Origin of the sequence: Lysobacter sp. Root667 (assembly GCF_001427715.1) — a bacterium.
Taxonomy (GTDB): domain Bacteria; phylum Pseudomonadota; class Gammaproteobacteria; order Xanthomonadales; family Xanthomonadaceae; genus Lysobacter.
Genome location: NZ_LMHF01000014.1, coordinates 52534 through 79401 on the forward strand (window position 1 = coordinate 52534; position 26868 = coordinate 79401).

A 26868-nucleotide genomic window follows, 5' to 3' on the forward strand; every position below is an offset into this window, starting at 1 on the left:
GCCGCCTCGCGGCGGCCCCTGCTCGATCGCGATGGCGACGGACTTACTTGGACAGTTCGAGCGCGAGCGAAGACACCCAGCCCTTGTTGCCCATCTCGTCCTCGACTTCCCACATCGTGCCCTGCTTGTTGCCGGTGGGGTAAAGCATCATGCCGACGTCGAGCGAGCGCACCACCTTGCCCTTGCCGCTGGCGTCGGTGTACAGGCGGCCGGGCTTGACCACGGTGACGGCCTGCTGGGCGTTGGACGCCGAAGCGTTGCCGGACACGCCGCCGAGTTCGCCGACCAGGTCGGTGTAGGCCTGCAGATAAGCCAGGGTGATGACCTGGCCGAGTTCGGTGTTGGCGTAGCCGGACACGCCGGCGCCGCCCAGGCCGCTGCTGCCCCACAGCGCGCCGCTGGCGCCGAAGCCGATGTCGGTCTTCTTGGCGTGGCCTTCGGCCATGGCGACCTGCTCGGACGAGCGTACGTCGGTCAGGGTCAGCACCACGTCCGCGGTCTTCTTGCGGAAATTGAGATTGCCGGCGACCGCGCCGGCTTTGCCGCCGATCAGGCCACCGAGCAGGCCGCCGATGGCGTTGCCGCCAGCGTCGTTGTTCTGCGCGATCAGGTCCGGTACCAGCACGTAGTCGGCGGCCTTGATCTGGCCCTTGCCGACGTTGGAACGGCCGCGCAGCTGGCCGCTGGAGGCCAGTTCGCGTTCGCGCATGGCCATGTCCATGCCGGCGCCGCGATCGACCAGGGTGAAGCAGCGCGACTTGCTGACGAACACCTTGATCAGCTTGCTGGGTGCGGGCAGCTGCTGGCCGCTCCACCAGTTGACCGAATCTTCGGGCTCGATGACCGAGATCGTGCCCAGGCTCTTGGTGCAGGTCGGAATCTGCGCGGTCTGCTCGGCGCGTTGTTCCTGCGCGCTCTTGCGCTGCGCCGAGGCGGGCGTGGCGGTCAGCGACAGGCCCAGGCCCAGCGCGCAGGCCAGCAGCGTGGCGCTGCCGGGCGAAATTCCCCTGTGTGCGGTCTTCATTGTGCGGTTATTCCTTCAACGACTAACGAAAAAGCCGGCATCGCGATGCCGGCACCGATGGAGTCCGTTCGTTTCCGTCCGGCCGCAGGCGCGACGGCGGCATAGCCATCGGCCGGACGGTCGGTCCCCAAGCGAGCGCGGCGACGGCGGACCGGCGCCCTGGCGACTCGCACGCCAATGATAACGTGACTTGTGTCCGATTCAGGACGCGTCCGGCCGCATTCGCGTCGGTCCGGGACGGGGCGGCCGGGACTGCCCATCGGCATCTCGCCATCGGCATGCGCGGCCACGAGCGGGCCGACCGTGGCGCCGGACCTGCGGCTAGAATCGCGATCCACTCAAGGGGAGGGTGCTCGCGGATGATCGTTCCAGCCTATTGGGCCGAGGCGCGCCTGCAACAGCGCACGCACCGGCGCCAGATCACGGTGCGCCGATTCGGTTGGTCGGACGTGAGCCTGGCCGAAGCCCAGGCGCATGCGCAGGCGCGCGTGCGCGACGCCTTCGATCGCGTCGTCGCCGGCGAAAAGCTGCCGCGCCTCGAACGCAAAGTCGGCTACGGCGGCAGCCAGGGCCTGCCGATCCGCGAGGAGATCGTCGACCGCCACGGCGAAGCGGTGATCACCCGCAACAGCTACGGCGCGCTATGCCTGAACACCCCGGACGTGCTGTTCGTCGACGTCGACTTCGACGAGCCGGTCAGCGACGGACTGTCCAGCATCGCCGTGGTCCTGGTGCTGATCGCCGCGGTGGCCCTGGGCCTGTGGCAGCGCTCGATAGGGTTGGGCATCGGTGGGTTCTTCGTCGGCTTGATTGTGGCCTTGTTCGTGGTCGGCCGGCTGCGCAAACGCGCGCACGCCGCCAACGGCGGGCCGGAACGGCGCGCCCGCGAGCGTATCGATGATTTCGCGGCGCAGCGGCCGGACTGGCACCTGCGCGTCTACCGCACCCCGGCCGGCTTCCGGCTGCTGGCGATGCACCGACGCTTCGCGCCGCGCGAGCCCGAGGTCGTCGACAGCTTCCGCGCGCTGGGCGCCGACGGGCTCTACGCGACCATGTGCGCGGTGCAGAACTGCTTCCGCGCACGCGTGAGTCCGAAGCCGTGGCGTATCGGCATGAAGCGCAAGATCAAACCGACCGTCGCGGTGTGGTCGCCGGAACAGGCCGAGCTGCCGGAACGCCGGCAGTGGCTGGCCGATTACGCGGCCGCAGCGCTGGGCCACGCGTCCTGCCGCTACGTCGCCAGCCTCGGCGACGCGGGCGCGGTCGATCCCCAGGCAGAGGAAGTCCGGCAACTGCATGACGCCCTGTGTCGCGCCGACGAGGAGCTGCCGATCGCCTGACGCGGGCGCGGCACGCCGGCACGGCGCGCTTCAAACACGGCACGTGCAGGCACGGTGCGCCTCAGGCCGCGCCGGTCCACTCGCGGATGAAGGGCGCCAGTTGCGGGATCAGATCGACCATGCCGTGCAGCGGCACGATCAGCCACAGCGAGCGGGTGCGCGCCCACAGCACGCCGAAGGCGACGCCGGCGGGCGCGATCATCGCGATCGAATAGGCGACGGCCCAGCCCGGCGTGGGTTCGGCCACGCCTTCGAGCAGGCTGGCGCCACGCAGGTACAGGCCCGGCGCGTGCGCCAGGCCGAACAGCAGCGAGGCCCAGGCGACCGCCGCGACCTGCGAGCCGGTGGCGAGCGCGAGCTGTTCCTGCAGCACACGGCGGAACAGGAACTCCTCGCACAGGCCCGCTTCCAGCGTCTGCCAGACCCAGCACAGCGGGATCGCCCACAGCAGGGTGATCGCGGCCGGGGCGAGTTGCGACAAGGACATCAGGCCGCGTCCGAACACCGCCTGCATCGCCAGGTAGGCCAGCGACATCGGCATGAACACCAGCCACAGTCGGCGCGCACCGAACGGCGCCGGATCGCGCTCGCGCAGGCGCAGGAACAGCCAGGCCGGCAGCAGCACCATCGTCAGCAGCTTCAAGGCGAGCTTGGCGAGCGACTGCGCCGGGTCCTCGGGCACGGCCTCGTTGAGCGCGCTGAAGCCCCAGCCCAGGATCAGCAGCGAGAACACCGCTAGATAGATCAGCACGCCCGGCAGGCGCGAGCGGCCCTGCGCACGCGGCGGATGCCGCGGCTTGCGGGTCAACGCCCAAGCCAATGCGGGGAACGCCAGCCCGATCACGCCGAGCAGGAACAAGGGATCGGCCAGGCTTGCGCCAGGCAGTCGCTGCAGGACGTAGAGCGAGCCCAGGTAGGCGGAGGCGGCGACCGCGAGGGCGATCGCGGCATGACGGCGGGCGGCGGCGGGCGAGGGCTGCATCGGCGCATGGTGCGCGAACGCGGTTGGCCGGTCCGCTGCCGTTCGTCGCCCAACCAATGTCAGGGGCGCCCGCCGTGGGGCCTCTGCGCACCTCAGCGTGCCGCGATTACCCGGATTTCGACCCCTTGCAGACGCACCACCTGGCCGGCGTGGATCTTGCAGGTCTTGCGCAGCTCGACCTGACCGTCGACCGTGACCGCGCCGCTGGCGACGATGGCCTTGCCGGTGCCGCCGCTGTGGGCCAGGCCGACCAGTTTCAGCAACTGGTTGAGTTCGACGTGATCGCGGTCGAGTTCGAATTCGATCGGGGACATGGCACCGGCGCGTGGAGAACGATGCGCAGGGTCGCAGTGCCGACGCCGACGCGCAAGCCGCAGATTCGCAGCGGGCGGAGTAACGTGGGCGTTCTTGCCCGAGCGCGGGCGACCACGATGGGTGCGGACATGAAGCAGGCCAGGTATGCGACGCGCGGCCCGGTGCCGCAGGACGTGATCGAAACGGTGGCGTGCGAGGTGCCCGCATTGGGACCGGGCCAGGCGCTGGTGGAGGTGCTGGCGGCGCCCATCAACCCCTCCGACCTGCTGACCCTGACCGGTCAGTACGGCATCCTGCCACCCTTGCCGGCGGTCGGCGGCAACGAAGGCGTGGGACGCGTGCTGGCCCTGGCCGACGGCGTGTCCACGCCCGCGCTCGGCCGTACCGTGCTGCTGCCGATCGGCGGCGGGACCTGGGCCACGCACGTGGTGGCCGACGCGCGCTCGTTGACGCCCTTGCCCGACGACGCCGATCCGGTGCAGCTGTCGATGATCACGGTCAATCCGCCGACCGCGCGCCTGCTGCTGTCGGAATTCGTCGACCTGGAGCCGGGCGAGTGGGTGATCCAGAACGCGGCCAATTCCGCGGTCGGCGGCTATCTGGTGCAACTGGCCGCCTTGCGCGGACTGAAGACGCTCAACGTGGTGCGCCGCGAGTCGGCGCGCGAGGACGTGCTCGCGCTCGGCGCCGACGCGGTGCTGGTCGACGGCGACGATCTGGCCAAGCGCGTGCGCGAGGCGACCAGCGGCGCGAAGATCCGGCTCGGCGTGGACGCGGTCGGCGGTCTGGCGACCGAGCGTCTGGCGCAATGCCTGGGCGAAGGCGGAGTGGTGGTCAATTACGGCGCCATGAGCGGCGAGCCCTGCGCCATGTCGCCGGCGTCGCTGGTGTTCCGCGATGTGGCCCTGCGCGGGTTCTGGCTGGCGCGCTGGTACCGCAACGCGCCGTCGGAGCAACGGGCGGCCTTGTTCGGCGAGCTGGCCGGCTTGATCGCGCAGGGCAAGTTGCATGCGCGGGTGCAGGCGACGTACGGGATCGATCAGATCAAGCAAGCGGTCGCGGCCGCCGCTGCCGGCGAGCGAGCCGGGAAGATCGTGCTGATCCCGAACGCCGGCGCCTAGAGGCAACCTCGGCTGGGGCCAAGCGCATCGCCGCCGGCCTCTCTCGGCCGCCGGATCTCCTCCGCTTAGCCATGGGGTAGGAGCGGCGTAAGCCGCGACCGCGAACTCCGCCCGCCCAGCGGAGGTTTCGCTCCGCCTCAGCCTTCTGGCCTCTGCGTTCTGTGGGAGCGGCGTGAGCCGCGATAGCGAACTCCGCGTGCCGGCGGCGGTTTCGCTCCGCCTCTATCTTCTGCTTTCTGTGGGAGCGGCGTAAGCCGCGATCGCGAATTCCGCCGCTTCTGCGATGGTTTCGTTACTCAAGCCCGAAGGCTTCCGCCCGCTGCGCCTGCAGGCCCCTTTCCCTGGCTGACCCAAGGGTCCGCCCGAGTCGAGGTTTTGCTCCCGCTCAGCCTTCGGTTCAGCCCGACGGCGGCCGAGCCCCCGCCCCCAAGGCCCATTTCCGCTCCGGACTGAGCCGCTTGATCGCATATTCCGCGCGCAAGGCCGCCGATCGGTCCGGGTATTCGAAGCTGACCAGGAGCCGCAGCGGCGGATGCGAGCGGGTGTAGCGGGCGCCTTTGCCGGCCGTGTGCTGGGCGTAACGGCGCGCCACATCGACCGCGACCCCGGTGTAGAGGCTGCCGTCGCGGCATTCGATCAGGTAGACGTGCCAGGCGGCCATGCCGATAGGGTAGCGGCGATGGCGCCGGCGCTGCGAATCTGAATGACGATCACAACCATACGCCAGCGAACGTCATTGCTAGGACATCAGCCGACGCCGACAATGGGGCTTCATCTGGAGAATCCCGCTTGAGCGCCGCAGACGATACGCAAGCTTCCGTACCCAACCTGCGCCAGCTGTGCGCGCGCTTCGCCAAGCCGCACCTGGGACGAGCGGTCTGGCAACTGATCAACACCCTGATTCCTTTCGCCGCGATCTGGACCTTGATGGCCTGGAGCGTGGTCGCGCAGTGGGGCTACGGCTGGACGCTGCTGCTGTCGCTGCCCGCGGCAGGCCTGTACGTGCGCATCTTCATCATCCAGCACGATTGCGGACACGGTTCGTTCTTCGCCAGCAGCCGCGCCAACGACATCGTCGGCCGCTGCCTGGGCCTGGTGACCCTGTTCCCTTACGGCTACTGGAAGAAGACCCACGCCGTCCACCACGGCACCTCGGGCAACCTCGACCGCCGCGAGATGGGCGACATCGAGACCCTGACCGTCGCCGAGTACCGCGCGCGTTCCTGGCTCGGCCGCATGAGCTACCGTTTCTACCGCAGCACGCCGGTACTGCTGGGCATCGGCCCGATGTACCAGTTCGTGCTCAAGCACCGCTTCCCGTTCGACCTGCCCTTCACCTGGAAGAAGGAATGGGCGAGCGTGCTGCTCAATAACCTCATGCTGATCGTCGCCTTCGTCGCGATGGGCTTTACGATCGGCTGGCACACCGTGCTGATGGTGCATCTGCCGATCGTGCTGCTGGCCGGCGCGATGGGCGTGTGGCTGTTCTACGTCCAGCACACCTTCGAAGACGCTTACTGGACGCGCAAGGACGATTGGAACTCGCATGAGGCCGCGATCGCCGGCAGCTCGTTCTACGACCTGCCGCGGGTGATGCATTGGTTCACCGGCAACATCGGTTACCACCACATCCACCATCTCGCCAGCCGCATCCCGAACTACCGTCTGCGCGAGGCTTACGAGTCCAGCCCGCTGCTGCAGGCCGCGCCCAAGCTGACCCTGTGGTCCAGCCTCAAGTGCGCGCGACTGAAGCTGTGGGACGAAGACCTCAAGCGCATGGTCGGTTTTCCGAAGCGCGCGCGCGCCTGATCCGCGCCGCAGCAATGCGGGGCAGGGCGTTGCGGTTTGCATCGTCCTGCCCGGCTTGGCGAGCGGTGGTGTAGCGCCGCCGCCTGGGCCTAGAGGCCCTGTACATCCCCGACTTAGCGCCATGGCCGCTCCCGGCGGCCTACTCACGCTGCGATCCCTGGTCCGCCCAGCCGCGGCCTCGCCTGCCCCTAACGCCGGCGTTCGACCCTCCCATCCTCATCCTGCCCCGCGTCGCCCGACGAACGGCGCTTGACTTCGTCCGGCATTGATTTAGCATTTTAGTTAAATAAGCAAATGACTAAACCATAGAGGCGGACGACCATGATCAACGAACAACTGCTGACCCAGCTCAGCCTGTTGGCCTACCTGGCCATCTCCATCGCCATGACCATCTGGGTGGCCCGGACCCTGTCGCGCAACGGCGAGGTGTTCCTGGTGATGTGCTTCGGCCAGAACGAAATCCTGGCCAAATCGACCAATCACCTGCTCGTGGTCGGCTTCTACCTCATCAACGTCGGCTTCATCGCGGTCCGCCTGGACGGCTGGAGCGCCGACGCCCTGATCAGCAACCCGATCGCCCATATCGGCAGCAAGATCGGCGTCTCGGTGCTGATGCTCGGCGCCATGCACTTCTTCAACATGATGATGATCTCGCGCTACGGCCGGGTGGTCTCGGGCTGGATGAAGGACCTGCGCTACGAGCAGGAAATCGCCGCCGCGGCCGGCCACGGCGCGCCGCCGCCGCTGCCGGCGCATCTGCGCTGAGGCCGCCTTGCGACGCCGCAAGACGCCGCAGCGCCGGGCCGCGACGGGTTCATGCAACCCCCCCCGCGGCTCGCCTGCCTACGGATTCCGGTCGCCGCGCGCGGCCGGTTTCGCCCGCGCTCATACCGGCGCGACGCGGAGGGCTATGATGTTCTCGCGCGGCGCGATACCTGCACCCTGGCCCTCGCGGGCCGTCGTCGTTCCGATCACGTAAGCCCAGCCATGAGCGCTCAGTTATGAAACAGGACAAGATCTTCGAAGCGCTGGCGTCCACGCCGCGGCGGCAGATTCTGGCCTATCTGTCCGAGCAGGAACTGCCGGCCGGCGACATCGCCGCGCGTTTCAACATGAGCGCACCCGCGGTCTCCCGCCATTTGTCGGTGCTGGTCAACGCCGGCCTGATCGACAGCGAGCGGCGCGGGCAGTTCGTGGTCTACAAGCTGGTGCCCGACAACCTGGTCAACACCCTGACCCAGTTCGCGTTCGAGATCTGCCCGGTCGGCGGTCCGCTCAAGCGCGAAAGCCGGCGCGCGAAAAAAGCGGCCGGTTGAGCCGGCCGCGGGGGAAAGCGCCGCGATCGCATCGGCGCGTATTGCCTTCGATCCAACTCTGAGTGCCTGCCGCGCCTTCGCGCGGCTCAGTCGCGCTCGAAGCGCGCGATCTCGTCGGCCAGGGCCTGGGCGCGACGCAGGCTGCGGCCGGTGACGCTGTCTTCCATCGCTTTGGCCAGGCGCGGGCGGCTGGGCTGGCGCGACCAGCGGTGGAACCACCAGGTCGCGAGCAGGCCGGCGACACCGACCGCGGCGCCGATCGCGAACACCGACGGCGCGTTGAGGTACAGGTCCGCGCCGAACAGGATCATGAAGACCGCCGCCATGACCGGCATCCAGATCAGCCACCAGGCCAGGCCCACGACCATGCCGGTGCGCACGTAGAACTTGCGCAAGCGCGCCAAGCGCTTCTGGATATCCAGCACCGGCGCCGAGTAGTCCACCGCTGCGATCATCGCCTGCACCATGCCGCCGCAGGCGATCAGGGCCACGCCGTAGACGTGCACGATCAGGCCGCATACCAACAGGTGCGGGACATCGTGGTGGCTGGTCCACAGCTCGACGCCGAACAGCAGCATCGCGAGGCCGAACAGCATCTGCAGGGCCTGGCCGAGGACCAGCGGCCACAGACCGGACTTCAGGCGCCTGCCGCGTTCCTCGCGGAAGCGCAGCAGGTCCATGGCGTGCTGGCGCTCGAGCTTGCGGTCGAGGTCCTGCCAGGCTTGTTTGAGATCGTCGAGTTCCATCGTGAGTGCGCCCATCGTGTCGTGTGCCGCGGGGTGGGAAGAGTTCGCGCGCGCCGTGGTCAGCCCGGCAGTTCGCTGCGGATGCGTTGTTTGAGCCGGCTAATCTTGGTGGCGACATTGGTTTCGCTGATGCCGAGCACATCCGCGATCTCGCGGTAGCTGCGGTCTTCCAGGTACAGCAGCAACAAGGCGCGATTGAGCGGTTCGAGCTGGCCGATGAAGCGGTGCAGATCGCGCACGCGTTGCGCGGCTTCGTGGTCGCCGGCGCGTTCGTCGGGCAGTTCGTGCAGGTCCTGGTCCAGCGGCACGGCGTTGCGTCGGCGCGGACCGTCGCTACGCACGAACGAGATCGCCACGTTCAGCGCGATCCGGTACATCCAGGTCGAGAACGACCGCGCCGGGTCGTAGCTCGGGTACGCGCGCCACAGCTGGGTCGCGATCTCCTGGGTCAGGTCGGCGCGATCGTCGGGGTGCCGGCAATAGGTGTTGCCGACCTTGAAGACGATCTTGCGATGCGCCTCCAGCAGCTCGCCGAAGCGTTGCCGCGCGTTGTCCATGCCGACCGTCCCCTCCAACCTCAACCGTTCCATGCCGATGCCGCCGGTTCCGCCTTAGTCCAACACATGATTCGCGGCGCAGGGGGAAACATCACAGCCGGTTTGGGCAACGCAGCGGGGGGGCGGGCGGCCGGACGTCGGGGGCGCGGCCGGCCGGTGGCGGGCCTCGGCGCGGCGTCGGTAGAACGACAGCAGGGTCTCGCTCTGGCCGCCCAGCAGCCAGCGTCCCAGCGGCGCGGCGTACCAGTCGAAGGCGGTGCTGACGCGGTAGTCCAGGGTCATCGCCAGCTCGGTGCCGCCGGCGCGCGGGGTCAGGGTGTAGGCGGTGTCGAGCAGTTCGAAGTACTCGCCGCCGATGCGCACGTGGTCGTCGAGGGCGCCGGCCGGCACCGAATCTTCATCGAAGTGGTAGCGCCAGTTCACGTAGCGCTGCGGCCTCCAGTCGGTCGACATCTGCTGGAAGTGGATGCCCTTGCCCATGCGCACCTCGCGCACCAGTCCGGTCGGCGTCTGCCGCACGATCCCGGCCAGCGGCTTGGGCACGCCGATGCGGTAGGTCCAGGCGGCATCGACTTCGTCCGGGCGGATCGCGTCGGCGGTCATCAGCTGGCGCCAGACTTCCGCGGGCGGCGCGGCGATCAGGATGCGGCGCTCGATGCGTTCGACCCGGCCTTCGGGGTGCGGGTTCTCGATCGCCCCCAATACCAGCGGCAGCAGCATGAAGCCGTACAGCGTCTGGCGCGGGCGCTTCAGATAGCGGTAGATCGCGCCCATCAGCAAGCCGCCGAAACTGCCGATGACGACGAACACCGGCAGCGCCAAGAACACGCAGATCGCGCCCTCCAGGCTGGTGAGCAAGGTGCCGGCGACGAAGATCAGGTTCGCCATCGCGCCGACGCCCGCATAGGTGCCCCAACTGCGGCGCACGTGACGTTCGGCTACGTAGACGGCGACCATGCCGACCAGCAGCGGCGCCAGCAGAACGAACGACAGCATCATGGTTTCGTAGCGGCCGTCGAGCCGGCCGTCGAACACCAGTCGCAAGGTGATGCCGGCGACCAGTCCCGCCAGCAATGGCCACAACCAGGTTCGGCGCGCAGGTGCGGTAGCTGGCGATCGAGGGGCGGGCGCGCTCACGACAGCACCCGCGCGCGCAGGCCTTGGCAGAACGCGCAGGGTGCCGGCTCAGGTTCCGGCAAGCGCTGCAGTTCGGGTCGTCGCGGGAGGTCTGCGGGTTCGCGCAATCGACTCGCCCATCCGATCCGCTCCAGCGCGCGCAGCGTCCACCAGCCCGGATCCCATTCGCCCGGATATAGCCCCAGCCGCGCCGAGCCCGGAAACGCGTGGTGGTTGTTGTGCCAGCTCTCGCCCATGGTCAGCAGCGAAGCGAAGCGCACGTTGCGCCCCTGCACTGCGGCGCCGCGTACTTCGTGATGCATGCCGCCGTGGTTGTGGGCGAAGTAGCCGACCAGCCAATGCCCGAACACGCCCGCCGTCACGCGTGCGCACACGCCCCAGAACACCCAGCCCCAACCGCCGATAGCGAAGAACAGCAGTGCCCAGGGCAGGTGCTGGGCCATCCAGCTGCGTTGCAGGAAGCGATAGACGCGGTCGTCGGCGATGCGCGCTTCGATCGCGATCGGCGGCGGATCGGCCAGCCGCAGTTCGCAGTGCAACTGCCACCAGGCGTCGACCAGGAACGGCTGGCGATGGGCGAGGTAGTCGTGGCAATCGGGCAGGCGCTGGGCGTAGTCGCGCAGGTCGTGGCTGCGGACCAAACCGAGCGGACCGGCCAGGCCGACCTGCACGCCGCAGTAGACCAGCAGGTACTCCAGCCACTTGGGGCAGTCGAAACTGTCGTGGATCAGCTTGCGGTGCATGCCCAGCGAATGCCCCAGCAGCAACACGGTCGCGGTGCCGAGTACGAACACCAGCAGCGCGCCCCAGCTGAAGGTCAGCGCTCCACCCACGACCGCGCCCGCGGCCATCGCCGTGAACCACAGGGAGCGCACCGGTTCCCAGACCACGTGGCCTTCGCTGACGGCGCGCACCGCGGCGGCGGCATCGGGCTGGGCGCGCACGCGGTGCGAGTTCAGGCTGTCGGGCAGTGCATGCATGGCGGACTCCGGCTAAGCCTTTGGCGGCTCCGCACCGAGGTTCGATGCGGGCTTGATTTCATGATTTAACTAATTTGCTAAATATTTATTTCCAGCCGATGCCGTTGTCAAGCGGCCGCCGACGGGCGGCGGCGCGGCCGTGCGGTCCGTTGCGCGAGCTCGCTAAGCCCGCTTCGGCGGTCCGGAGCGTTCCGAGGCCAGATCCGGCGCGACCCAGGCGTCCACGCCCCAGGATCGGGCCAGCGATGCGCGACAGGCGGCCGCAAGCTCCAGTGCGCGATGACGCAGTTCCGAGCGATCCTCGGGCATGTACTGCAGCGCCTGCCCGAACTGGACCATCTTGGCTTCGACCTCGCGGTTCTCCACCAGCGCCAGTTCGCCCCAGTACAACTCCCAGAAGCGGGCGACGGCGTCGGCGCCGTCGTGCGCGGATGCGATGCGCGCACACACCCGCGCCGCCTCGGCGTACAGCTCCAGCTGCTTCTCCAGGAAGGGCCGGGTCGCCTCGATGCGCCGCGCCTCCGCCAGCCGCTCGCCTTCCTGGCTCTGCGCCTGCAATTGATCGCGCCGCGCGGTGCGCCAGGTCCACAGGCCCCAACAGAAAGTGGCGGTCGCGCCGACTATCGTGATCAGGAACCTCAGGGTTTCAGCATCCATGCCTTGCGCTCCGGTGCTCAGTCGACGAAGTCGTACAGACGGTAGATCCAGGACAGCTCGTAGAGGATGGCCGCGACCACGAACACGCGGTGGAACCGCTCCGAGCGCGTGCGCATCGCGATCAGGCACATCAGCACGAAGGCGAGGTTGCGCAAGGGGTACTCGGGGCCGCGGCTGTGGAAATACACGCTGCCCTTGATCGCGGTGTCGATGAAGTCGATCAGATAGCTCAGCGCCATGATCCCGAAGAACCATTTGCGCCGGGACTGGAAATAATCCTGCCAGCCGCTGTAGTCGCCGATGTCGTCGGGGAACAGCAGGGTGCACAGCAGGAACAGCACCACCACGTAGAAGATCAGGAAGGCGTAGGCGGTGATGGTCCAGGCTTGGACGTGGATCAGGCGGAACTCCCACCACCAGAAATGGATGAGCGCGATGAACATCGACACCGCCCAGCCCAGGTGCACCCAATAGATGCGGTCCCGGCCGGGGTGCTGGACGAAGCGCGCCATGCCCTTGAGCAGGGTGGTGATCGCCAGGCCCAGGATGATGCCGAGCAGCACCCGGATGTGGAGGAATTGCGGTTCCATGCACGCGCTCCGTCTAGCGTCCGATCTGGCCGCGGCGGCCGTCCCTGGGCCGCGCCTGCGTGGGCAGCATACGGCGCGGCGGGCCCGCGCGGCGACGTTGGAGCGCAGGCTCGGGCCAATGCTGCGATCATGGCGCATGAGCCAGACCAACGATTTCGCCTCCCTCCCGCTATCGCCCGCCCTGTTGCAGGGCGTGGCCGCGCTCGGCTACGAGCGCATGACCCCCATCCAGGCCCAGGGCCTGCCGGCCCTGCTGGAAGGCCGCGACCTGATCGCGCAGGCCCCGACCGGCAGCGGCAAGACCGCCGCATTCGGCTTGGGCCTGCTGCATCGGCTGGACCCGGCCGACGGCCGGACCCAGGCCCTGGTGCTGTGCCCGACCCGCGAACTGGCCGATCAGGTCGGGCGTCAGCTGCGCAAGCTCGCCTTCGCGATTCCCAATCTGAAGATCTCGGTACTCTGCGGCGGCATGCCGCTGGGGCCGCAGCTGGCCTCGCTGGAGCATGCCCCGCACGTCGTGGTCGGCACGCCCGGGCGCCTGCAGGAACTGGTGCGCAAGCAGGCGCTGCGCCTGGACGCGGTCTCGGTGCTGGTGCTGGACGAGGCCGACCGCATGCTCGACATGGGCTTCGAGGAGCCGATCCGCGAACTGGTCGGCAAGACCCCGCGCAAGCGCCAGACCCTGTTGTTCTCGGCCACCTTCCCGGACGCGATCCGCACCCTGGCCGCGAAGATGATGCGCGAGCCGGTTGAGGTCACGGTCGAGGGCGCCGCCGATCAGCCCGCGGTCGAACAACATTTCTACGAAGTCGAGCCGGCCAAGAAGACGCCGCTGCTGGCCGCGCTGCTGCTGGAGTTCCGCCCCGACTCCTGCGTGGTGTTCTGCAACATGCGCCGCGACACCGAGGAAGTGGTCGGCTCGCTGAGCCACTACGGCTTCACCGCGCTGGCCCTGCATGGCGACATGGAGCAGCGCGACCGCGACGAAGTGCTGGTGCGCTTCGCCAACCGCAGCTGCAACGTGCTGGTCGCCAGCGACGTCGCCGCGCGCGGCCTGGACGTGCACGAGCTGTCGGCGGTGGTGAACTATGAGCTGCCGACCGATCCGGACGTCTATATCCATCGCATCGGCCGCACCGGTCGCGCCGGCCGCGGCGGCGTCGCGCTGAGCCTGTGCAGCCCGCGCGAAGTCGCGCGCGCCCAACCGATCGAGGAGCGCCAGGGCCGGCCGCTGCGCTGGGAACGCGCCGCGCCGCTGGCCGGCAAGGCCAGCAACGTGCCGGTCGCGCCGATGACGACCCTGCGCATCGACGCCGGCCGCACCGACAAACTGCGTCCCGGCGACGTGCTCGGCGCCCTCACCGGCGATGCCGGACTCAAGGCCGACCAGGTCGGCAAGATCGACGTGTTCCCGACCCGCTCCTACGTCGCGGTCGCGCGCGCGCAGGCCGCACAGGCGCTGGCGCGTCTGCGCGAAGGCAAGATCAAGGGGCGCAAGTTCCGCGTGCACAGGCTGTAAGCGGCTCGGGCCGGCGGGCTGCGCGCGTTGCGCGTGGTTGCGCCGGTGGCCGCGCTACGGCCGCCGCGGCGCCGCTTTCGATGAGCCTGGGCGGGCCATTGCCCACTTGCGCCGATCGGTCCCTGTACCCGGCCAAGCGCGAGGGACGCGACCGCGTGGTCGCGTCTGGGGAATGGGCCGCGCTTACTTGCCGTTGGCGCTGAAGCTGCCCGGACCGAGCAGGGCCAGGGCCACGCCCGAGACCAGGAACATGGCCTGCAACTCCAAGGCCCATCCTCCCTGGTCGTTGAGATTGTTGAGCTGGCCCAGGTGGACCAGGATGATCGCGAACAGCATGTTGATCGCGATCAGCGCGCCGCCGACGCGCGCATGCCAGCCGATGATCAGCAGGATCGGCGCCAACACCTCGCCCAGCAGCACGCCATAGCCCAGGAAACCCGGCAGGCCATGCGACTCGACCAGCCCGACGATGCCGCCCATACCGCCTTTGAGCTTGGCGATGCCGTGCAGCAGGATCAGCGCGCCCAGGACGATGCGCATGAACAGTCGGGCGAGGTCCTGTTGGGTGTTCGGGTTCATCGGGGTTCCTGGCTGGGTTGGGGCGCTTGGACGAACCGCAGGATAAATCGACCCGGGTGGTCGTGTCTGCCGGGGAGGGCCCGCGGCATCGATGTTCCGTTTTCAAGAATAGGCTTCCCTTGCGTCAAATCTTTCCGAATCGCCTGGGCTTGTCGGCCAGGCCGACTATGCCTACGACTGAAGAGAACTTGGTATTGGCATGAGACCGTCGCCCTGTCGTGATGTTTATAGAGATGCAGCCATCGCCCTCGGGCCCTGAAGGAAGCGCTCAATTGACTGCCCTAGGAGGGCATGCCCACAATCTGTACTGCGCCCAATTTGCGGCGTCACATCGCAGTTGGGCAGTCGCGTTATGCCGTTCTATCGTTTTGAAATCCGATCCCCGCTGCCCGCAGCAACGGTTGCAGATCGGCTTCGCTCAATGGTTGGGCCGCCGCTCACTTTTCGCCAAGCGTTGGAGCGCGCTTTTGGTTCCGACCGCAGGGGATACCCGCCATTCATTGGTTCGATCAATGGCTTGTCTTTCCATATGCGCAGGGACATCCCCTATCGGAATTCGTTTTTGCCGAGAATAGTGGGAAAAATAATTCCTCTCGCCCATGGCTCCACTACGCGAGTCACACTGTTCATGCACCCATTGACCATTGTGTTCATGGCGATTTGGTTATTCCTGGTCGCTATGACGGCTGTAGACGGGCCTCGGCCATTTTTGAGTCCGCAAGGGCGGCTCATACCCTCCGGAATGTTCGTATTCGGTCTTGCGTTACCCCTCGTAGGATTTATTCCAGAGGTTATCAAGGCAAGGCGGCTGCTTTGGAGCGGCATTGCAAAGAGTGATGCTTGATAATTCATTCAAGCCGAAGCCGCTTCGCGGCTCGGCTTAATTCAGGCGTTAGGCCTCATGACGACAGATCGGTCGATTGAATTGCTTCAAAAGCACTCACACCTGCTTTCACCTGACAAACAGGCCGTGGCTCGCTACATTTGTGACAATTGGCCGCTAGAGCGGAGGCTGCCAAAAGGTGTCGCGGAGCATGCAAGCCGAGCATATGGGCGATCGGTAACTAGCCTTTCGGACGCTCAAGCTATTGCTCGTGATCAGTTCTTGGAGGCTGCCGGCCTTGTGCACTTATCGGGCAAGGTTGAGGCCTAACAATTCATTCAAGCCGAAACCGCTTCGCGGCTCGGCTTAATTCAGGCGTTAGGTGCCGCAACATGGGCCGCACAGTCGGTGAAGGCAAAAGCGAGCAAAAGGTCATTGACGACATTGCCCAGTACGGGTGGCACTGCGTCAACATCATGGCCGAGGGTGAGCACGTCGAGTATTCCTTTACTGTCGGCCTGTTCCAAAGCTACGGACACCCCGAGCTCATCATCTTCGGCTTGCCTTCTAACGTCTCGCACCAGATTTTGGCTATCGCCGCTGATGCCGCAAAAGCCAGGTCACCGCTTGATCTGGCACGGCCAACCGATGCTCTACTCAACAACTATTCTTGCTGCTTTGTCGAGGTTCCGTTCTCTGAGTACCGCGATCACGTTGGCTACGCTCGCTGGTACTACCAAGGCGACAACTTCCCGCTCTACCAGATTGTTTGGCCCTCTCGTTCTGGCCTGTTTCCCTGGCATCATCAGGCCACTGCGGAGTTTCGTGATGCCCAGCCGGTGCTCGGACAGGCTGCGGGCGGCACCTAACAATTCATTCAAGTCGAAACCGCTTCGCGGCTCGGTTTGATTCAGGCGTTATGCGGCGTGGAGAGTTTCAAGGTGACCGAAGTAGCGATGACCAGTGCCCCAACTCCACTCGAGCTCGATCTACTGGCCCATTTCCATGCGCGATACAGTCAACTGGGCTTCCCTCCACCTGAGGCAATACGCTTCAAATCGAGGCAGACCTCGAGTGCCGGCCGCTTCACCTACTTCGAACATGAGGGTTGCGTCCAGCTAGCGGATGGCCAACTTGGCCTAGGATTCTTCAGCCAGTTCGACATGGCCGGGATTGAAGCTGGGGCCTCGTTTTGGGTTCAATTGGCGCACGGCAAGGTGCTGTATTTAGAGATCATCGTAAACGGCGAAGAAGAGTGGGACGGGTCTGAGTCAAATTGGGTCGTTCTTGATCCCGATAGTGGAGATCGCCCCAAGAAGTGACGGGCAGGACACAAGCAGTTGCGGTCCGGCGCCGCCTAACAATTCATTCAAGCCGAAGCCGCTTCGCGGCTCGGCTTAACTCAGGCGTTAGCGCTCATGGTGAAGTTGTTCCGCTTTTCGATCTTCTTAGCCGTCGCGTTAGTCGCGATCGCGGCCATCCAGCCTTTTGGGCGCCCATTGAGCATAGATCTTCCGCTCGGCGGCCCTCCTCCGGCTTGGGTGTTAGGCATTCTCGCCATGATCATCGCGGCTGTCGCCGGCCTTCCAGCTGCACTCGGGCTAATGAGACTCCGCAAGTGGGGCCGCCCTCTTGGAGTCTGCTCGGCCATTGTCTCCGTCCTAGGCATCACGCTCGCGTTCGGGTCGCCGATCGCTTCGGCGGCTGGCCCCGTAGTTGGAGCGACCGTCGTCGCAAGCGTTCTGGCTTGGTCATTCAGTGTCGGCCTAGCATTCCACCCGTCCATCGCCGTCCGCTTCCGGTCTTGAGCGCTAACAATTCATTCAAGCCGAAGCCGCTTCGCGGCTCGGCTTAACTCAGGCGTTAGGCCACTCACAAAATGTCTCGCAATCTGCAAGTTCTTTTTTTCGGCCTCGCGCTAGCTCTCAACGTTGAGCCAGCACTTGCCCACGGCGACATGTCGGTTTTTCTTGTTCCCGCGGGCTGGGTCCTTCTCAGCGTAGTGTTCCTGCTTTTCCTTCACAGATGGCCAAATTGGCGCCACAAACTGATTCTGGCCACCTGCTTCTTCGGCGGTATGGTCGTAGATATGCTCGCGACCTCCCACGTTCCCTACGCAGCTAACCGTTATTGGCTTGTACCAACGTCGCTAGCACTACCGGTCTTAGCATGGGCGGTCGGCGCTTGGCTCCTCAGGCGCCGATTCCGCTAGAGTGGCCTAACAATTCATTCAAGCCGAAACCGCTTCGCGGCTCGGCTTAATTCAGGCGTTAGGCAGAGTGTTCAGATCTGTAATGACCGTCCGAAAAATCACAGCAGAAGAGGCTGCCGTCGTGGAGCGTGCACTTTCCGTGGCGGCAACTGACGGCTCCTCTCATGCCCTGGCTTCGTCAGTTCATTCTCTTCAGGTCGTCGGCCGCTGTGACTGCGGATGCGCATCAATTGATTTCTGTATGCCTGCAGGGGGCCAGATTGCCCGCATAGTTGCTGACGCAGTGGCCAAAGCCCCTAACGGCGAGGATTTGGGTTTAATCGTTTGGGCGCTTGACGGTCAGCTTTCTGGGCTAGAGGTGTATAGCTACTCAGATAGTCCAGCGCCGTTGCCGGTGGTACCGTCCATTTCAGGCTATGGCAGCACGGGTAACTCAGATGCTGCCTAACAATTCATTCAAGCCGAAGCCGCTTCGCGGCTCGGCTTAATTCAGGTGTTAGGCACTATGGAAGCAATTACGCACGCCTTTCAATCGATCAGTTGCTTGATCGAGGTCTTCAGTCTCCTGATCGCGGTGGCAGGGTTCTACATCGCCTTCCGAGGGTACAAGGCGGCCGGAGCAATGATTGGAGTGGGTTCTGGACTTCATGCTCTCGGATATTTCTTGCTTATGCATGGCAGCCCGCAAACTCAGCTCACCCCGATCAAGTCCTTTGTGATTAGCGCCATGCATCCCGGCCTTCTCCTGCTCACCGTCGGTGTTTGTTACTTGGCACTCACGCTTCAAAGGAGGCGGGGCGGTACCTAGCCTATACGTATGTCAACGATCCGGAAGAGATGGCAAGCAAGGTCAGGCGTTAGAGCCCACGGCGGGCATCCTTCAGGTGGAGAGAAAAATGCGCTGGAGCAACGTCGGGCTATTCGTCGCCATTGCTGGCGTTACCGGGGTGTTTGGGCTCGCTTATCGAACGTTCTCCGCGCCGAGCCTTCAATCTCCCGCGGCCCCAGCAGTCGTAATGGTGGCTGAGCCGTTCAACGGATTGCTTTTTACGCAGACTCGCCAACGTGTCGGCGTCTGGGCTAAGGAGGCGGCGGACAATTACCAGCGCCTGCTCAAAGATCAGCTTCCCATCGGGACCTGTCGCGATGCAGGTGCATTTTCTGACGGTGGAACTCGCTTATGGGAGTGCACGGGCTATTCACTTCGCCTCCAAAAATCGATTGCATCCGTCGCCGGTCAAGAGGGTTACCTTTATGGCCCCGCTCTCACTATTGGCCCTAATGCAGAGGTGTCACACGTGGAGTTCTACACCCAAGAGGCACTAGCCAAGCGGCTTGGCATCAAGGGTGGGCTCTAACAATCCATTCAAGCCGAAGCCGCTTCGCGGCTCGGCTTAGTTCAGGCGTTAGGCGCCACAGGAAGGTTTCATGTTCACTGAAAGAGCAGCCACGCGGCAGATCTTTTACGTTGGGGGTCAACAAATTCCAACGCGGGAGATTGCTCATGGCGATTCGGTGAGACTCAAGGCAAACGGCACGCTCGTGCTTGTCCGCAACGTCCAACTTCTTCAGCCATATGGATTCACAGGCGAGATCTACGGGTTTGAGCCAGCGCTTCCGGAGAATCCCTCCGGGCTTAGCGTCGGACAGCGCGTAGAGTTCTCAGAGCGACACGTCTACAGCTGTGGGCGTGGCGCCTAACAATTCATTCAAACCGAAGCCGCTTCGCGGCTTGGTTCAATTCAGGCGTTAGTCCCCATGGAAAGAAAGTTGATAGCCCCCGATCTCGAAAAGCGGATTCTCCTCTGGGTGCTTGCCTCCATGGACGCTCCGTCCCCAGCCCCCGGAAAGCACGTTTGGCTTATCACCGTTCTTTTGTGGCTGGCGGTGGGCACTAGCGCCTTGGTTTTGTTTCAGGCGTTTGGGCAATCCAAATGGCTCGGCTATGCCATCCCGGTCACATGTTTTGCGGTTGGCGCATTCGGCACGGCCTCAGCAGCAAAAGCCCTGGTCAGTGGCTTATGGCCCGTCGTGGGCCAGCACATCGATAGGTCCAAGGTCGAGGCCCGGCTGCGTGAGCTTGGGGTCTAACAATTCATTCAAGCCGAAGCCGCTTCGCGGTTCGGCTTAATTCAGGTGTTAGGCCGCCATGAAAGTTACGATTCGCGCCCATATGCCAGATTCCTCTATAGCGGAGATATCGCACGAGGAAATGTTGCGAATTGCGGATGCGCTTGGCTTAGTGGCAGCAGTATCAGATCGATTTAGTTCGGTTCTGGTAATGGACTTGCTCAATCTTGAAAGGCAGGGCGTGTCATCGCGCCATGTACTAGATGAAATACGAGCACTTGAGCTCCAGAAGGCAACAACTACGAAACCACCCTCCGACTTCAAGAATCCACGACTCTCTTCTTTAAGGCATAAGCACTTTTTCGCCCCCACTTTCAATATTATCGCGACGAATATGCAGGTCGAGCTAGGGAAAAAGGGGTTGGACCGCACCATCCGTGAAATTTGTGACCCAAAGAAGAGCGAAATTCTCACGGATGAGATGATCAGCAAACTGTCTCACGCAATTACAACTGCGCCGTTCGAGAGACGCTTGGAGCGGAAGCATTTGACGGGAGAATGGCTGGTATACAGCCCCCAGCCAACCGGCAATGTTTATTTGGGAGCTTGCACTCACTCCATTGGTGACGAGAAGTTGATTGCTAGGTTAAAGATATGGGAGTTGGAGTTCCCATGCTTGGCAGCCTAACAATTCATTCAAGCCGAAGCCGCTTCGCGGCTCGGCTTAATTCAGGTGTTAGGCGGCCATGAAAGTACTCTTCGCGCTTGTAGCAACAGCTCTCCTAGCCAGCGGCTGCTCTACCACGCCCCTGGCTGCCGAGACCGTGCCGGCACCCGAAAGCGTCCTTGGCACTTGGGAGTTCACCGTCACTGGCAAGGACGGGACACGCATTCCCGTCATTCAACTCACTGACACGCCATCGGACACATGCATATCTGGCGAGTGGTTCCGTGCAAAGGTAGTCTCAGCTGGCGGCCTCAAGCTCTCGGACCCTGCCTACACCTACTCAGGTGGCCGCCTTGAGGTCCTTCTCACAAATGGACTTTGCGACGCATACACTTCTCTCACCGGCACTGTGTCCGGCGCTCAGTTCAACGGTGAACATGTTTCCTATGGGCTATTTGGCAGCACAGAGCATGGCAAAGTCGTTGGCGTCCGGCGCCCCTAGTCGCTGGCCGCCTAACAATTCATTGAAGCCGAAGTCGCTTCGCGGCTTGGCTTAATTCAGGCGTTAGGCGCCGAATCAAGCATGACCGAGTTTTCAATTCCTCAGCACACACAGTTCCTTGCGGGATACCTCGATGCCGTAGCTAGGTCTGCTACTACGGACGCGGAGCTGTTCTGCCTCTCAGCCAACTATGTTGAGCCGGGTCTTGCTTCAGAACTCCCAAGTGACACAATGACCGTGGCCGGTTGGAGCTCCGAGTTCGGCTCTCTCGTTGAGGACTTCCTTGGCATCGACCAGCGCTCACCACTAGGCTTCTATCTCGTGGATTACATATGTTGGCTACGCGACTTCACGGTGGGTGCCAATTGTGCAAAGTTTGGTGGTGACTCGTCTGAGGTGACCTATCTTGTTTGGTGGCGAGACGGCGCAAGGGTAATTCTTACCGCCAGCAGGCACGCTCGGTCGGCACCTAACAATTCATTCAAGCCGAAGCCGCTTCGTGGCTCGGCTTAATTCAGGCGTTAGACCCCTAGACAGATGACTGCGTTTTCCAACAACTCAAAATCCCTCATTCCGCATGTACTTGTTACTGCGCTACTTCTGTGGGCGCTTGTTCCTTCCAACCCATACGGTTACTACTCCGTTATGCGCTGGATCGTCTGTGCTACTTTCATCTACTTGGCGGTCAGGTCGTACGAACAGAAGCAACAGAATTGGACGTGGGTATGGGGAGTCGCCGCTGGTATCTACAATCCAATCTTTCCAGTTCATGCCACTAGAGAATTTTGGTCGCTCGTTAACATAGCCACGCTCGGCGTCGTGGCCTTTGTGGCCTTCACAAGTCGCAAAAGAGTTGAGTAGCTCTCGGGCAAGCGTTCAAGACAGGGGGAGTTCCATGAACGTAAAAGAAACTTTAGGGGCAATCGGCGGCCTCGCTCTCATGCTCGCCATTGCCGTCGTTGGCATCGCCATTGTCACCGCCTTTATCCTTGGTGGCGTCTGGGTTAGTAAGCATCTTCTACCTTGGCTTACTGTCATCTCATTCGTAGTGTTCGCTATCGTCATATTCGTCCTTTTGCCCCTTTCAATACCTCGGGCAACACGTGGATTTTCCAGCATTTCAATACTCATCGCGTCTTACGTCTTCGGTGCCACGCTGTGGATGTTTGGTCTTTTGCTCACGTACTTCACGTGGGGTGTCGTCGCTGTGATTATTGGCCTAGTTTTTTTTGGTGTTGGCGTTGTGCCAATCGCTCTACTTGCCACCCTCTTCAAGGGCATGTGGGGGCCGTTTTTTACCCTCGTTCTATTGGTCATCGCTACCTACGGCTGTCGCATCGGCGCAATGTCGCTAGCCGAGAGCCTAGACAGGTAACGGGGTCTAACAATTCATTCAAGCCGAGGCCGCTTCGCGGCCCGGCTTAATTCAGGTGTTGGAGGGCAATGGAAATGTCACAGCAAGTCACTTCTTTCAAAGCGTACCGCGTCGATTCTAATGTTCTCGGCTATCCCGCGTTCGCAATTTGTACTGCTTATCACGCTGGGGCTTACATCAAAGCCGAGGTGTTCGGCATCATCCAAACAACGGACACAGAGACGACTTCCTTCGGTCGCAAGCTGTCTTATTCCAACAACGGCGGACCTGAGAGCCCAGTCGTTTTTGATGAGGAATTCGCTCTAGAGGATGCGCTCCAGCAGGCCGAGGCCGCTTTCTCATCTTATATTCACAGCCATAATCTTGAGTCTTCTACGCCGCACTCTTGGCCAAGGGCACAGTTCGTAGAGATTGCCCCGCATCGACTAATCAGCGTCTGGGCTCTCTCACCATTGAAAGAACAACTTGCCACAGTACGCGACAAAACTCAGTGTGAGCCTCTTGGTTCATACCTTGCTTCCTTCGCTTCTCTCCCGACAATCAAGCTGTCACCGCTTGCCCTCTAGCAATTCATTCAAGCCGAAGCCGCTTCGCGGCTCGGCTTAATTCAGGTGTTTGGCGCGCTTCGGAGGGTGCATGGACGGTCAACTATTGGGAGTACTAATCGGCGCAGCAGCGGCCAGCGTTGTACCTCTACTGACATTGCGTACAACCCAGGCCCAATGGCGCCTCGAAAAACGGATTGAGCTGCTCCGTCGCAAGAAGGAAGATCTTGAGCGACTCTACGCAGATATCTTCCAGAAGCTCCCGGCCGCTCTTCAAGAGCGCAGCTATCCCATCAGCATGATGGGCGCCATTAGCGTTCATGCCTCACCAGAGGTCCGTAAGCTTTACTACGACTACATGAATAGCAAAGATCGTGATGAAGTATTGATGAAGCACTTGCACTTGGAAATGACAGTGGCTGCTAACAAACACGTCGCGAGCGTGGAGAAAGAGATTGATCAGCTTCTCGAGTAGCGCCTCTAACAATTCATTCAAGCCGAAGGCGCTTCGCGGCTCGGCTTAATTCAGGTGTTAGGCGTGCATGAAAGATTGGCTCAAAATTTTGGGTTTTCTTCTTTTAGCCATTGCCATTTTCTATGGCCTACATGCCATGGATGAAAGGCGACGGCAGCGTCTAGAAGCGAAATGTGCCCTTTCGGAGAGTTGCCTGAACGAGCGAGCTGCATCACAGTCCATGGCAACTTCGAGCCCGGTAACTTCATCAAGCGGAAAGCGCTATTTCCATGGCATCAAGTGCTCCGCCAACTGCGATGAGATTGCTCAAGGGTACAGCTGGGCCGATAGGGTCGGCTTGACCAATGAGGAGGGGTGCGATGAGCTCAACGATGATCGTAGAGACGGGTGCCTTGCCTACTACGAAGAGTTGCTCGAATCTCAGCGCGACCCAGGCGATTCCTATGATCCAGAGTAACCACTTGGGCGTTGACGGTCCTGGCTGCGCGCCTAGCAATTCATTCAAGCCGAAGCCGCTTTGCGGCTCGGCTTATTTCAGGCGTTAGGCGTTTGAGCTATGGGTACCGCAGCTTGGGTTTGCTTTGATTGCCGCACCTCTGTCCGGCGTTCCACCGGCTACTCGGGCGAGGTGCCCTGTCCAAACTGCGGCAAGCTCTGCGCATATCTCGGTTACAAGATTCCCGTCCCACCCAAGGGCAAGGCTCGGGATTGGTCAACGCTTCGTGAGCGCCTCTCGCGCGAGCGGATGCAACAAGACCTGGCTTCTGACATTGCGGCCGTCCGGAATAGACACGACTTGGAGCAGGAGATAGCCCGTCTTGAGGCCATGCCCGCCAATGAGGGCCGCGCGCAAGCCATCCGGTTGCTTCGTCGCCGCCTTTCCGGGTCAAATGCCTAACAATTCATTCAAGCCGAAGCCGCTTCGCGGCTCGACTTAATTCAGGCGTCAGCTGTGCGAGGCAGCCTCATGGCAACTGAGACAAAGACAAACCCGACGGCACGAGCCCGGGAGATCTATAACGACCTGATCGAGGATTGGGGCGAGCCGACCTACCTCTTTACATTTGACTCTCTTGAAATGGCTAAGCCCGGGCGACTGCCTCGCTTAGACGTGGCAATTTGGTCCGCTGACGATGAGTGTGACGTCACATCGTGCGTAACAATCGGTCTTTCTAACGTCGCGCTCGGGTTGGAGTGCACTACCCGATACATTGAGCTCCACTGGGCTCTTCGTAGACATCTTGACGAGCGTCAGGCGTACGCTGTCGCTGCGTTCTTGGCAAATGTGGCCGAGTATCCGTTTGACTATGGGCAATGCCTCGATTGGTGGCATCGCCTTACCAATCCTGGACACGTCCCACATTTTCCCAGCGCCAGCACCATCCTGTTCCGCCCGCCGTTCTCTTCCGAGTCCAAAGGTGAGCTCATAGCTGATGGCGAGACAGTGAGGTTCCTCTATATGGTTCCACTGGCTGACCCTGAGAGCCACTTGATTAAGCGAGAGGGTGTGTCTGGCTATCTGGACCATCTTGAGGCCAATGAACTTGATCCTCTTGGCACTGCGTAGGCGCGCAGCTAACAATTCATTCAAGCCGAAGCCGCTTCGCGACTCGGCCTAATTCAGGCGTTAGGCCCCGGAGGGCACCAGGAGGCAACGTGAGCGTCCCAACAACGAAAGGCGTCTCGGTTCAATTGCTTTCCGCGATGGACCTCGGTCCTGAGATCGAGGGGATGGCGGGGCGCCAGCTACGGATGCGCATGGTCACTATCGAGCCGGGTGGTGTTTTCGGTCCGGTTCACGACCACAAGGACAGGCCGGGCATCGTCTACGTGCTGCAAGGAACGATCACCGACCATCGGGATGGAGTTGCTACGGACTACGGTCCCGGAGTTGGCTGGCCTGAGGACAGGAACACCACACACTGGCTCGAGAATCGTGGAGCGGTTCCAGCGGTGGAGATCTCAGTTGATATCGTCCGAAAGGACTAGGTTCCGGCGGCAAATGGCTGGGGCCTAACAATTCTTTCAAGCCGAAGTCGCTTCGCGGCGCGGCTTAATTCAGGTGTTAGGCCGCTTGTTCAACCTCAACGTCACGACGGAGGAACAAAACGATGCGCATAGCCAAGCAAGATATACCCGTCAGAATTGATGTGCCGGGCGCTGTGGCCCGCCAAAAGCTTAATTTTGGCGACGCCGCCGGATATGGCAAGATCAGCGGCGAGTATTTTTCGCTCGGCGCCGGTACCGATATCGCGCCGTTACTTCAGGGGTTGGAGAACGATCTTTGCCAATCTCCGCATTGGGGCTACGTGTTACAGGGTGAACTGACTGTCACCTATGCAGACGGCACAAGGGAAGAGATCAACGGCGGCGACTTGTTCTACTGGCCGCCCGGGCACACAGTCAAAGTCGGCCAAGACGCCGAGGTCATCTTGTTCAGTCCACAGCACGAGCACAGCGAGGTCATAGATCACATGCTGGGCAAGATGGCTGGCTAACGGCCGCGGCCTAACAATTCATTCAAGCCGAAGCCGCATCGCGGCTCGGCTTGATTCAGGCGTTAGACGTCATCCAATGTGTCGCGAGTCTGTGACTTTTAGATCGCAGGAGACTCAAATGGCTGCATCGGTACTATTCATGTCCATGTCACTCGACGGATACATCGCGGGCCCGAACGACGAACCAAGCAACCCAGGCGGCGACGGTTTTATGCGGCTGCACGAGTGGTTCGGGGACTTCTCCCGGCCAGCCGGGGCGGTCGGAGAAATGTGGGACGAATGGAACCCGCCGGGTGCAATCGTAGCGGGTCGGCGCACCGTGGAGCAGGTCGATCACTGGGGCGGGGACAATCAAGGTGTCCCGATTTTCGTGCCCAGTCACCGCCCACCGGGCCCTTCGGTGGCGAACTATCCACTGGTGACGTACGTGCTTGACGGAATCGAGAGTGCCATGTCGCAGGCCAAGGCAGCCGCTGGGGACCGCATCGTACTCATGCATGGCGCATATACGGCTCAGAGAGCGCTTGAAGCCGGCGTACTGGACGAGTTACAGATACACCAGATCCCAGTGCTGTTCGGTGGTGGTCGTCGGATGTTTGATGTGCTGCCGTCGCGAGTCGAGTTGGAGATCATTCGGGTAATCGATACGCCAGAGGCCACACATATCCGCTATCGCGTTCGTCGGTGAGTGGGGTGACGCCTAACAATTCATTCAGGCCGAAGCCGCTTCGCGGCTCGGCGTAATTCAGGCGTTAGGTGCCATATGGAATATTTCGCAGCTCTAGCAATTGCAATCGGCAGCTGGCTCGCCGTCCCGGGCGGCTCATGGGAACCGAGTGCTTTGGACGTGGCCGCGGCTAAGTCACAACTTGAGCCTTATGTGTCACGGGAGGCCCGAGAGGACAAAAGGAACCTCCCAAATTGGGACAGCTATACCTTCCAGTATCAGGGGCGAGAGCTCCGTGGCAGACGAGTCGTTCTCGTCAATGCTTTCTGCAGCCCACCCCCTCCATATGCAACGTCACAGAT

General features: G+C 62.8%; 29 protein-coding genes. 18 read left to right on the plus strand and 11 right to left on the minus strand.

Annotated elements, in window-relative coordinates; all coding sequences use genetic code 11:
- Window positions 1–43: 43 nt before the first annotated feature.
- Complete coding sequence (locus ASD78_RS15580) at window positions 44–1024, minus strand: CsgG/HfaB family protein (RefSeq protein WP_056103060.1); 981 nt, start codon at window positions 1022–1024, stop codon at window positions 44–46.
- Window positions 1025–1383: 359 nt separating this feature from the next.
- Here ASD78_RS15580 and ASD78_RS15585 point away from each other — a divergent pair, with 359 nt between their 5' ends.
- Complete coding sequence (locus ASD78_RS15585) at window positions 1384–2364, plus strand: hypothetical protein (protein WP_056103063.1); 981 nt, start codon at window positions 1384–1386, stop codon at window positions 2362–2364.
- Between the two features lie 61 nt (window positions 2365–2425).
- Here ASD78_RS15585 and ASD78_RS15590 read toward each other — a convergent pair whose 3' ends face one another.
- On the minus strand, window positions 2426–3346 hold the full coding sequence (locus tag ASD78_RS15590) for a CPBP family intramembrane glutamic endopeptidase (protein ID WP_056103065.1): 921 nt from the start codon (window positions 3344–3346) through the stop codon (window positions 2426–2428).
- A gap of 92 nt (window positions 3347–3438) precedes the next feature.
- Window positions 3439–3660, minus strand: a complete 222-nt coding sequence (locus ASD78_RS15595) for an RNA-binding S4 domain-containing protein (protein ID WP_056103068.1) — start codon at window positions 3658–3660, stop codon at window positions 3439–3441.
- Between the two features lie 129 nt (window positions 3661–3789).
- Between ASD78_RS15595 and ASD78_RS15600 the strand changes: the two genes are divergently transcribed.
- Window positions 3790–4782, plus strand: coding sequence for a zinc-dependent alcohol dehydrogenase family protein (locus ASD78_RS15600; protein WP_056103071.1), 993 nt, complete (start codon window positions 3790–3792; stop codon window positions 4780–4782).
- Between the two features lie 397 nt (window positions 4783–5179).
- Here the strand turns inward: ASD78_RS15600 and ASD78_RS15605 are convergent, their stop codons facing one another.
- The gene (locus ASD78_RS15605) at window positions 5180–5443 is read right to left on the minus strand and encodes a GIY-YIG nuclease family protein (RefSeq protein WP_055901386.1); all 264 of its coding nucleotides are present in this window, start codon (window positions 5441–5443) and stop codon (window positions 5180–5182) included.
- 128 nt (window positions 5444–5571) lie between these two features.
- On the opposite strand from ASD78_RS15605, the gene ASD78_RS15610 reads away from it, so the two are divergent.
- The 3 genes from ASD78_RS15610 (at window position 5572) to ASD78_RS15620 (ending at window position 7907) form a co-directional block, all read left to right on the plus strand.
- Window positions 5572–6591, plus strand: a complete 1020-nt coding sequence (locus tag ASD78_RS15610; RefSeq protein ID WP_056103073.1) for a fatty acid desaturase — start codon at window positions 5572–5574, stop codon at window positions 6589–6591.
- 321 nt (window positions 6592–6912) lie between these two features.
- Window positions 6913–7356 (plus strand): hypothetical protein, encoded by a 444-nt coding sequence (locus ASD78_RS15615; protein WP_082559579.1) that lies wholly within the window; start codon window positions 6913–6915, stop codon window positions 7354–7356.
- A 236-nt stretch (window positions 7357–7592) separates the two neighbouring features.
- Complete coding sequence (locus tag ASD78_RS15620) at window positions 7593–7907, plus strand: metalloregulator ArsR/SmtB family transcription factor (RefSeq protein ID WP_055901378.1); 315 nt, start codon at window positions 7593–7595, stop codon at window positions 7905–7907.
- Between the two features lie 86 nt (window positions 7908–7993).
- Here the strand turns inward: ASD78_RS15620 and ASD78_RS15625 are convergent, their stop codons facing one another.
- The 6 genes from ASD78_RS15625 to ASD78_RS15650 all read right to left on the minus strand — a co-directional run bounded on the left by ASD78_RS15625 (window position 7994) and on the right by ASD78_RS15650 (window position 12574).
- Window positions 7994–8668 (minus strand): hypothetical protein, encoded by a 675-nt coding sequence (locus ASD78_RS15625; protein ID WP_056103076.1) that lies wholly within the window; start codon window positions 8666–8668, stop codon window positions 7994–7996.
- A gap of 44 nt (window positions 8669–8712) precedes the next feature.
- A complete protein-coding gene (locus tag ASD78_RS15630; protein ID WP_056103079.1) occupies window positions 8713–9210 on the minus strand; it encodes a sigma-70 family RNA polymerase sigma factor in 498 nt (165 codons plus the stop codon).
- A 54-nt stretch (window positions 9211–9264) separates the two neighbouring features.
- Window positions 9265–10293, minus strand: a complete 1029-nt coding sequence (locus ASD78_RS15635) for an SRPBCC domain-containing protein (RefSeq protein ID WP_156087813.1) — start codon at window positions 10291–10293, stop codon at window positions 9265–9267.
- A gap of 50 nt (window positions 10294–10343) precedes the next feature.
- Complete coding sequence (locus tag ASD78_RS15640; protein WP_156087814.1) at window positions 10344–11327, minus strand: acyl-CoA desaturase; 984 nt, start codon at window positions 11325–11327, stop codon at window positions 10344–10346.
- A gap of 162 nt (window positions 11328–11489) precedes the next feature.
- The gene (locus tag ASD78_RS15645; protein WP_056103085.1) at window positions 11490–11984 is read right to left on the minus strand and encodes a hypothetical protein; all 495 of its coding nucleotides are present in this window, start codon (window positions 11982–11984) and stop codon (window positions 11490–11492) included.
- Between the two features lie 17 nt (window positions 11985–12001).
- Window positions 12002–12574, minus strand: coding sequence for a hypothetical protein (locus ASD78_RS15650; protein WP_056103088.1), 573 nt, complete (start codon window positions 12572–12574; stop codon window positions 12002–12004).
- A gap of 136 nt (window positions 12575–12710) precedes the next feature.
- Here ASD78_RS15650 and dbpA point away from each other — a divergent pair, with 136 nt between their 5' ends.
- Complete coding sequence (gene dbpA / locus ASD78_RS15655; RefSeq protein WP_056103090.1) at window positions 12711–14093, plus strand: ATP-dependent RNA helicase DbpA; 1383 nt, start codon at window positions 12711–12713, stop codon at window positions 14091–14093.
- A gap of 183 nt (window positions 14094–14276) precedes the next feature.
- Here dbpA and ASD78_RS15660 read toward each other — a convergent pair whose 3' ends face one another.
- Window positions 14277–14672 carry a DoxX family protein gene (locus ASD78_RS15660; protein ID WP_056103093.1) on the minus strand — a complete coding sequence of 132 codons (396 nt, stop codon included), beginning with the start codon at window positions 14670–14672 and terminating at the stop codon, window positions 14277–14279.
- Window positions 14673–15887: 1215 nt separating this feature from the next.
- Between ASD78_RS15660 and ASD78_RS15665 the strand changes: the two genes are divergently transcribed.
- From ASD78_RS15665 to ASD78_RS15715, 12 genes are all read left to right on the plus strand, one after another.
- Window positions 15888–16364, plus strand: a complete 477-nt coding sequence (locus tag ASD78_RS15665) for a DUF4262 domain-containing protein (RefSeq protein ID WP_056103097.1) — start codon at window positions 15888–15890, stop codon at window positions 16362–16364.
- A 72-nt stretch (window positions 16365–16436) separates the two neighbouring features.
- Window positions 16437–16817 carry a hypothetical protein gene (locus ASD78_RS15670; protein WP_156087815.1) on the plus strand — a complete coding sequence of 127 codons (381 nt, stop codon included), beginning with the start codon at window positions 16437–16439 and terminating at the stop codon, window positions 16815–16817.
- A 1786-nt stretch (window positions 16818–18603) separates the two neighbouring features.
- Window positions 18604–19065 (plus strand): hypothetical protein, encoded by a 462-nt coding sequence (locus ASD78_RS20870; RefSeq protein WP_156087816.1) that lies wholly within the window; start codon window positions 18604–18606, stop codon window positions 19063–19065.
- A 400-nt stretch (window positions 19066–19465) separates the two neighbouring features.
- On the plus strand, window positions 19466–19798 hold the full coding sequence (locus tag ASD78_RS15685; RefSeq protein ID WP_056103110.1) for a hypothetical protein: 333 nt from the start codon (window positions 19466–19468) through the stop codon (window positions 19796–19798).
- A 58-nt stretch (window positions 19799–19856) separates the two neighbouring features.
- Window positions 19857–20465 carry a hypothetical protein gene (locus tag ASD78_RS20875; protein ID WP_156087817.1) on the plus strand — a complete coding sequence of 203 codons (609 nt, stop codon included), beginning with the start codon at window positions 19857–19859 and terminating at the stop codon, window positions 20463–20465.
- A 1376-nt stretch (window positions 20466–21841) separates the two neighbouring features.
- On the plus strand, window positions 21842–22321 hold the full coding sequence (locus tag ASD78_RS15695; RefSeq protein WP_156087818.1) for a hypothetical protein: 480 nt from the start codon (window positions 21842–21844) through the stop codon (window positions 22319–22321).
- Between the two features lie 68 nt (window positions 22322–22389).
- Window positions 22390–22887, plus strand: coding sequence for a hypothetical protein (locus ASD78_RS20880; protein ID WP_156087819.1), 498 nt, complete (start codon window positions 22390–22392; stop codon window positions 22885–22887).
- Between the two features lie 70 nt (window positions 22888–22957).
- A complete protein-coding gene (locus ASD78_RS15700) occupies window positions 22958–23341 on the plus strand; it encodes a hypothetical protein (protein ID WP_156087820.1) in 384 nt (127 codons plus the stop codon).
- A gap of 67 nt (window positions 23342–23408) precedes the next feature.
- Complete coding sequence (locus tag ASD78_RS20885; protein WP_156087821.1) at window positions 23409–23798, plus strand: hypothetical protein; 390 nt, start codon at window positions 23409–23411, stop codon at window positions 23796–23798.
- A gap of 1199 nt (window positions 23799–24997) precedes the next feature.
- Window positions 24998–25330, plus strand: a complete 333-nt coding sequence (locus tag ASD78_RS15705) for a cupin domain-containing protein (protein WP_235566518.1) — start codon at window positions 24998–25000, stop codon at window positions 25328–25330.
- A 122-nt stretch (window positions 25331–25452) separates the two neighbouring features.
- Window positions 25453–25839 carry a cupin domain-containing protein gene (locus ASD78_RS15710; protein WP_056103126.1) on the plus strand — a complete coding sequence of 129 codons (387 nt, stop codon included), beginning with the start codon at window positions 25453–25455 and terminating at the stop codon, window positions 25837–25839.
- A 139-nt stretch (window positions 25840–25978) separates the two neighbouring features.
- Window positions 25979–26527 (plus strand): dihydrofolate reductase family protein, encoded by a 549-nt coding sequence (locus tag ASD78_RS15715; RefSeq protein WP_235565784.1) that lies wholly within the window; start codon window positions 25979–25981, stop codon window positions 26525–26527.
- Window positions 26528–26868: the final 341 nt, after the last annotated feature.